This window comes from Moorena sp. SIO3E8 (assembly GCF_010692445.1).
Lineage (GTDB): Bacteria > Cyanobacteriota > Cyanobacteriia > Cyanobacteriales > Coleofasciculaceae > Moorena > Moorena bouillonii.
In genome coordinates this window covers 1-6,885 of record NZ_JAAHHM010000225.1, presented here as the reverse complement: position 1 = coordinate 6,885, position 6,885 = coordinate 1, and the positions used below count along the sequence as shown (strand labels likewise).

Here is a 6,885-nt window from a genome sequence, read left to right as displayed (position 1 = left end):
TAATACCATAAAGTTCCTGAGTCAGGCTGTGTCCTTAGCAGTCAGGCAGCGTTCTCACGAATTGTCTCTGATTCCGCTTTTGAAGTGAGTGGGGTGACTTTGTCAATCTCTACACCTGAATGCTTACGAATTTAGAATTTAGAATTTAGAATTTATCCATTCTTAATTCTTCATTCTTAATTCTTCATTCTTCATTCTGTTCTGTTTTTGTGATTAAGCCATAATTGTTACTCTTTCGCACGGCAAATCCCAAAAACTGACGTGAAACCGTGCAAAAACGTACTACTGCCTACTGGCCCAATTTCCCCGTTACAGAAGAAGCCCGCCAGCTGAATATCCTTGAGATAACGGTGGAATAGTTGGGAATCAAAATTAGGTTTACCGTAAAGCCCTTCTCCTCGCCCCAGACAGGAAAACATCAAAGCACCAGCAGCTGGAGTGGTGTTAGTTTGCTTTTGATAGTCCTCAAGAAGGAGTGCCAAGTCTTCCTCTGAAGTCTGAGCATCTCTGAGGTGGAACTGAATACGTTGACCGGGTCGAATCCGATCAGCAATAGCGATCGCACCAATCCTCGGATCCACACCTAACAGATTGCGAATCAGAAAGTCTCCCTGACCGAGCTGTTGTTTAAACTCATCTCGGGCAACTCCGACAAAGAGTGAATGTTGTGCCAGTTTACGGTCTGCCTCATCCATACTTTGGATTAACTCGCGCAACACCATTAATGGGGGATGGGATGCTGGCTCACTGTTGGTGATCTTGCCTTGATCGAGGGGTGTCAATTCCAGCAGGATATTCTGGTCTGCTTTAGTCACCTGATAGGTTTCACCGATAGGACGACAGCCTTGAGCAACAATGGTTTCTAATAGAATATTGCCGCTTAGAGCAACCCCCACAGTTCCTTCATGGTAGAGAGACTTAGCCACTTGGTTCTGGTCTTTCAGGCAAAACAAGCCATTCTTAACCATCATAGAGCTACCACTAGCCTGTCCTCCTACCTTGACTGACCCTGGATAAGCATAATCCAACCCTTGGAGCAAATCATTAATTTTAGATGACGAGGGGTCAGAGAATAAAATAAACTGGGGTTGCTCTTGGGGGGAAATTCCAATCAAGTCCACCCAAGCATCAGGAGGACTATCCAAATCTGGCAAGGCGTCTCCAGGGATATGAAAGCTCTTGACACTAACATCAGGCAAACAGGCTAGGCTGAGGCTTAGGGCTGGTCCTCCCTCAACTTCCACAGCTAACCCATTGGTGTTCATCCCAATGATGCCACTTCCACCACAACCAATCAGCACGGGTAAAGACAATCGTTCTTGGAGCAGGGGGATGAGGCGAGGATACTCACTGGCATAGGCAGATGAGATGAACACCAGACCCAAATCTGCTTTTGAAGGCAAAGACTTCTCAAGGCAGTCTGCCACTTCGGCCACTGCCGCTTCTAATGATGCACGGGTTGATAGAGCATTTGCCCACTTGATCACATTAGCCATCTATATCTACCTATTTCACTCCCGATACCATTCCCTATTGAGGGGATTGGCCACTCCTCAAGGTTTTATGATAACGGTGAATTACCGCAGACTTCCACTAAGCCTTACCTGATACTGAGCAGAGGATTTATTGTGGTACACTAAATTTAATATAACTTAATCTAAGTTAGTAGTTATCAAAAGAAGCGCGTTAGGGGGGTTATAAACTGTGTTTCTTAAGGCGCGCCTGATGAAATCTCTCCATATCTGCCTAACGTATGAATAGTTATTGCTATATTAGCCATCCGCTCTACTGCAATTTAAGGGTAACAATTCGTAATATAGTCGGTAAATCAGACAGCTTCCCTTAAATTCGCCTTTCCTCTAACTTGAAGTCCTTCCTCAAGTCAGCCATAGCAAGAAGGGTAAGGGCTAAAGGTAAATTCCACCCCAACCACACTACCCCAATTACACTACTAAGTTAGCTATGTCAAGATCGATCGAGTCAAAGGGGAATGGGTCAAGAGTTATAGAAGTGGTATAAGCTACTAGGGTGTAAGGGGGAATTGGGAAAACCTTAAAAAATAAAGAACAAATTTGTGTTAAAGCAGGTCTTTTGCTTTAACCTAAGAAATTAAAGTAGCTAATTAAAGTAGCTAATTAAAGTAGCGCTCTTAGTTTATTCCCTGGTAATTTCTGGTTAATCCGGAATTTCCTAGCTAAGATGCAGGTAATGGACACTGGTCCGATCGTTGTAATGGTCACGACACCTATGAATGACCGCAAGTTCGTAGCTCTGTCGCTAGTAGTTAAGGTGAGGGAAACATGTGCTGCTAGCCCAACCAGCCTTTACAACATTGTCAGCCATGCAAAGCGCGAGTGGGGGAAACCACGGCAGTCGCTCATGGGGGGAACCCCCCCAGGTCGTCGCTGCCTCCCCAAGACCGCGCTGCATCGCTGCCGTTCCCGGAAGCGGGAGAAAATCCGGCAAACCTTACCCCTGATAGGAGTTGCACAAAACCTAAGCAACTAGGTCGTCTTTTCAACGAAATTACTAGTTATTAAGCCTCCTATCGTTAACTATTTTGCTAAGCGCGGTTGGTGACTACTACCCATCCTATCAGCAAAATAAAAATAGACATCATCAAATTATAAAAGCGAAAGACAGATGAGCGAATTACAAGAGAAAATAGACCAAGAGCGTGAACAAGCTAGAGCCGTTTGTGATGCTGAAGGGGCGACTTCAGACGAATGTGCAGTAGCTTGGGATACAGTAGAAGAACTACAAGCAGAGGCTTCCCATAAGCGGCAAAATGCCAATCCCAAAAACTCCCTTGAGCAGTACTGTGATGATAATCCTGACGCAGCTGAGTGCCGGGTATATGATGACTAGACTCTAGGATTGTTCTGCCAAATACTCTGCATAAGGGTAGCAGGAGTAAATCCCCGATTAGGATTTGCTCCTGCTACCCTTTTTGGTGGCGTTACTGGCCTGATGCTTTCCTTGGCTTTGTTTCTAGATTTCCAGTATGGGCATTGGTGCAATAACATAGATCAAGGTCATTTCGGCAACAAGCAATGCAAGATGAAATTATTCAATTACTGGTTTGGATGGACTACCGTTTGGCAGTTCTGTTCACAGTATTTATCCCCTTGATGCTGCTAATTTGGGCATTTTTCCAGAAAGCAGATGCGATGGTACGACTGTTGATTATCTATTGGCGTGTTTCCAGTATCCTAGCGATTACAGTTTACTTGTTGATTGTCGGTTGGCCGATTGCTTATGTGTCTGCTTTGAGCTCCCGTATTTTAATCCCGATCTCCCTGTGGTTTTGGATTGACTTGAATGAGGAGATTGATGATAGACCACCTACTCCCTTGAAGCTAGCATTGACATCTTGGCGTTGGGCTATGACTATTTACTGTACTCTGGGGACAATCGCCAGCATTCCATTTCTACGTTGTGCCTTTGTCCCAGGAGCAATCACATCTGGATTTTGTCAGGTGTTGAGGGAGCCGCCTTTGTTATTCAAACAGTATTTCCATGCTGGTTATACCCCTGGATTTTTGGGTTTTATGGGAATGGTGGGATTATTCTTCTATGTCCTTTACTTAAGCTATTTCGTTCTGTTTCGTCTCGGCAAACAAGGACGATCAGCTATTGAACCATGACATGGGTTTTGGCAATGGATTTTTTAGGGCGGTAGCATCTTCTTTGAGACTCCCCACGGCGCTTATGCCGGGGGAGTCTTGGTTCAAAGGAGGTTGATTAACGGATTCGGAATTCTACTTAACCTACAGGCAAACCGCGCTGATCAGATTTAATGGTCACTACCACTACGAGAAAGCTCGACTGACCATCCTATCCTGCTAATAGGCAATGCCACAACTACAAACTCACAACTGAAAACTCACAGATGATGGATTCCATTGGTAGGCGTCTAGAACAATACACCATCAAACGCCCAAAAGAGGTATTGATCGTTACCGCACAGATAGCTGGTGAACAGGATCAAATTGCTATTTTTAAAGGTTTTTCGAGTTCTTTAATGCGCCCGACATCCTTTGACCCAGATGTAGCGGTCTTACCACCACAGGCAAAGATCATTAGCATAGATCGAGTGGCTGCTCCCTATAATCCACAGTCTCCTCGTTATCTTCAGCAAGGACTGAGTTTGGAAACTATGGAAAAGTTGTTGGAGAATGCTGGTGTTTAATTTACCATCTTTGCCAGGTGGTGGCTGCTAAGTTCCTAGGGAGGAACGTAAATTTTGGTAAAGTTTTGCCCGAAGGCTCTTGGAACCTAAGTGTATTTGGATCTAGTTAGTCAATTTTGATAAAGTCTTGCCAGAAGCCTAACAGGGCTAAATATACTTTGATCTAGTTAGTCAATGGTTGAGTAAATCTTTGATAAAGTCTGGCCAAAGCGCTCACAGGGCTAAATGTACTTGGATCATAATCTGAATGTACTTGGATCATAATCTGATCACAAGGATGTATTTGTTTACAAACATGGGTTGGATGTATTGATGAATATCTACCAAAGCAAAATAAAGTGTTATTCTCCACAGTGAGTGTGTAATGTGAGGAAATTGAAATTATGGTTACATCCCCTGTCCGTATCCAGGGATGGAATAGTGCTGAGTTCTCATCCAAGAATCAGCCAATGAACTGCCCCAATGTCAGGTTACCTTGGCAACCCCTAACTCTACCGACAACCCCATTATTCGGTACCGATGGCATTCGGGGACGAGCAGGAACATTGCTCAGTGAAGATTTGGCGTTACAAGTGGGTTTCTGGGCTGGTCTGGTGTTACAGGAATACTCAGCTGTACCAGGACCGGTGATTTTGGGGCAGGATTCGCGCAACTCTAGTGATATGTTGGCAACAGCCTTAGCTAAGGGGCTGACTACAGCAGGTCTAGAGGTGTGGCACCTGGGATTATGTCCCACTCCTGGTGTTGCCTACCTGTGCAGTGCTACAAGTGCCATAGGGGGTGTGATGATTTCTGCTAGTCATAATCCTCCAGAAGACAATGGGATTAAGTTTTTTAGCGGGAAAGGCACTAAGCTATCTCAGGAGCTGCAAAAGCATATAGAAGCTGGATTGAGGGGTTTTACTGATCAGACTGTAGTGAGTAAAACCCAAGGGAAGTATCACTATCGCCCAGGGTTGGTCACCGATTATGCCGCAGCACTTCACCGTCCTCTGAAAGGAATGACGAATTTACAAGGCATGAAAATTGTGCTGGATTTGGCTTGGGGGGCAGCAGTGCGACTCTCAGGACAAGTATTTGAGCAGTTGGGGGCACAAGTCATTTGCTTACATGACCAGGCAGATGGCGATCGCATTAATGTCAATTGTGGCTCGACTCACCTCGAACCCCTCAAAGCTGCGGTAAAAGAATACCAAGCAGATCTTGGGTTTGCGTTTGATGGTGATGCAGACCGATTGATGGCAGTAGATGCCCAGGGTCGGGAGATCAATGGAGATTACATCCTCTATTTTTGGGGTCAAACCTTACGTGCTGCCCAAAAGCTACCAGAAGACCTAATGGTAGCAACGGTAATGGCAAATTTAGGATTTGAACGAGCCTGGAAGCAGTTGGGGGGTAAATTCCTACGGACAGCGGTCGGAGATCAGCATGTCCAAGCTAAAATGCTCCAAACTGGAGCTATGCTAGGGGGTGAGCAATCGGGACATATCATCTGTCACCATTATGGTTTGACTGGGGATGGCATGTTAACTGCTTTACATATAGCTTCTTTGGTGCATGAATCTGGGATGACCTTAGGGGAGTTAGTAGACCAAAGTTTCCAGACTTACCCCCAACTGCTGCGTAATGTCAGGGTAGAAGACCGAGAACGCCGACGTGGATGGCAAGAGTGTGAGGCCATCACGAATGCGATCGCAAAAGGGGAAGCAGCCATGGGAGACCAAGGTCGAATTCTGGTTCGTGCTTCTGGTACTGAACCCCTGATCCGGGTGATGGTCGAAGCCGCCAATTCTCAACTTGCTCACCACTGGACATCAGAGTTAGTTAATGTCGTTGAGCGATATTTAGCTAACTGATTAGTTCACTAATTCACCAAAATGCTTCCAGCAACTGCTCACCATATAACTGGCATCATTAACTTGTATCTTTGTTGACTTAGATGGTTTAAGTGATCGGGTTGTGTTGACGGTTTATGATTGACGGTTTATGGTTGACGGTAAATCATCAACCCTGATCTGAGTCTCTCTTGATGAGAACTCCTTGCCCATCTACGATCAAAAACCAAATCGGTGGAAAGCATCAGGAAAAAGGGTTCAAAACCCTGAACTTAATATTTCATAGGGGTACATCGGAAACTATTGGCAGTATTTTCGTTAGTTGATAGCTGACGAAATGGTTGGTTGTTTGCAAGGTTCCCATAACGCCATGGCTACCTCACCCTAACATTAAAACTCTCGTTACTTTGGCTAAATTAGTCAAAGTCATGGGAGTTTTTTAGCTTGTTTTTCTATCAATAAAGGTTAATCATGCTAGTTTTCGTAATTCCACTCAAGAGTCGAAATATTTCCAAATCTTCGAAGTATCTAAATTATTTTAACACTGTGTAAAATCAGTATGTAATCAAACATCATCGGAATTTAGAGTAATCGTTGTTTGTAATGAAAAGCCAGAGATTACATTCAGTCACCCCCATATAATTTATCTTGAGGTTGATTATCCTACTCCCAAAGAGCAAAACCCCATAGCTAGAGGATTGACAGACAAAGGACGTAAGGTTTTGACAGGAGTAAGCATTCAGGTGTAGAGATTGACAAAGTCACCCCACTCACTTCAAAAGCGGAATCAGAGACAATTCGTGAGAACGCTGCCTGACTGCTAAGGACACAGCCTGACTCAGGAACTTTATGGTATTA

At 44.6% G+C, this 6,885-nt stretch carries 6 protein-coding genes; 5 read left to right on the top strand and 1 reads right to left on the bottom strand.

The genetic code is table 11. The features are described from left to right. Positions 1 to 227 precede the first annotated feature (227 nt). A complete protein-coding gene (locus tag F6K46_RS37205; protein ID WP_075901424.1) occupies positions 228 to 1,496 on the bottom strand; it encodes an FIST N-terminal domain-containing protein in 1,269 nt (422 codons plus the stop codon). An 883-nt stretch (positions 1,497 to 2,379) separates the two neighbouring features. Between F6K46_RS37205 and F6K46_RS37200 the strand changes: the two genes are divergently transcribed. From F6K46_RS37200 to glmM, 5 genes are all read left to right on the top strand, one after another. Next, the gene (locus F6K46_RS37200; protein WP_293067798.1) at positions 2,380 to 2,508 is read left to right on the top strand and encodes a hypothetical protein; all 129 of its coding nucleotides are present in this window, start codon (positions 2,380 to 2,382) and stop codon (positions 2,506 to 2,508) included. 135 nt (positions 2,509 to 2,643) lie between these two features. Then, complete coding sequence (locus F6K46_RS37195) at positions 2,644 to 2,868, top strand: Calvin cycle protein CP12 (RefSeq protein ID WP_070393952.1); 225 nt, start codon at positions 2,644 to 2,646, stop codon at positions 2,866 to 2,868. Positions 2,869 to 3,053: 185 nt separating this feature from the next. Further along, positions 3,054 to 3,647: a DUF3177 family protein gene (locus F6K46_RS37190; protein WP_075901428.1), complete on the top strand. Its 594-nt coding sequence runs from the start codon at positions 3,054 to 3,056 to the stop codon at positions 3,645 to 3,647. Positions 3,648 to 3,892: 245 nt separating this feature from the next. Further along, positions 3,893 to 4,192: a hypothetical protein gene (locus F6K46_RS37185; protein ID WP_075901430.1), complete on the top strand. Its 300-nt coding sequence runs from the start codon at positions 3,893 to 3,895 to the stop codon at positions 4,190 to 4,192. Positions 4,193 to 4,575: 383 nt separating this feature from the next. Then, positions 4,576 to 6,048: a phosphoglucosamine mutase gene (glmM, locus tag F6K46_RS37180; RefSeq protein WP_075901432.1), complete on the top strand. Its 1,473-nt coding sequence runs from the start codon at positions 4,576 to 4,578 to the stop codon at positions 6,046 to 6,048. The last annotated feature ends 837 nt before the right edge of the window (positions 6,049 to 6,885 follow it).

Excerpts from the sequence above, each read along its gene's own strand:
- F6K46_RS37205 (WP_075901424.1), bottom strand. The coding sequence starts at position 1,496 with ATGGCTAATGTGATCAAGTGGGCAAATGCTCTATCAACCCGTGCATCA.
- F6K46_RS37200 (WP_293067798.1), top strand. The coding sequence starts at position 2,380 with ATGGGGGGAACCCCCCCAGGTCGTCGCTGCCTCCCCAAGACCGCGCTG.
- F6K46_RS37195 (WP_070393952.1), top strand. The coding sequence starts at position 2,644 with ATGAGCGAATTACAAGAGAAAATAGACCAAGAGCGTGAACAAGCTAGA.
- F6K46_RS37190 (WP_075901428.1), top strand. The coding sequence starts at position 3,054 with ATGCAAGATGAAATTATTCAATTACTGGTTTGGATGGACTACCGTTTG.
- F6K46_RS37185 (WP_075901430.1), top strand. The coding sequence starts at position 3,893 with ATGATGGATTCCATTGGTAGGCGTCTAGAACAATACACCATCAAACGC.
- glmM (WP_075901432.1), top strand. The coding sequence starts at position 4,576 with ATGGTTACATCCCCTGTCCGTATCCAGGGATGGAATAGTGCTGAGTTC.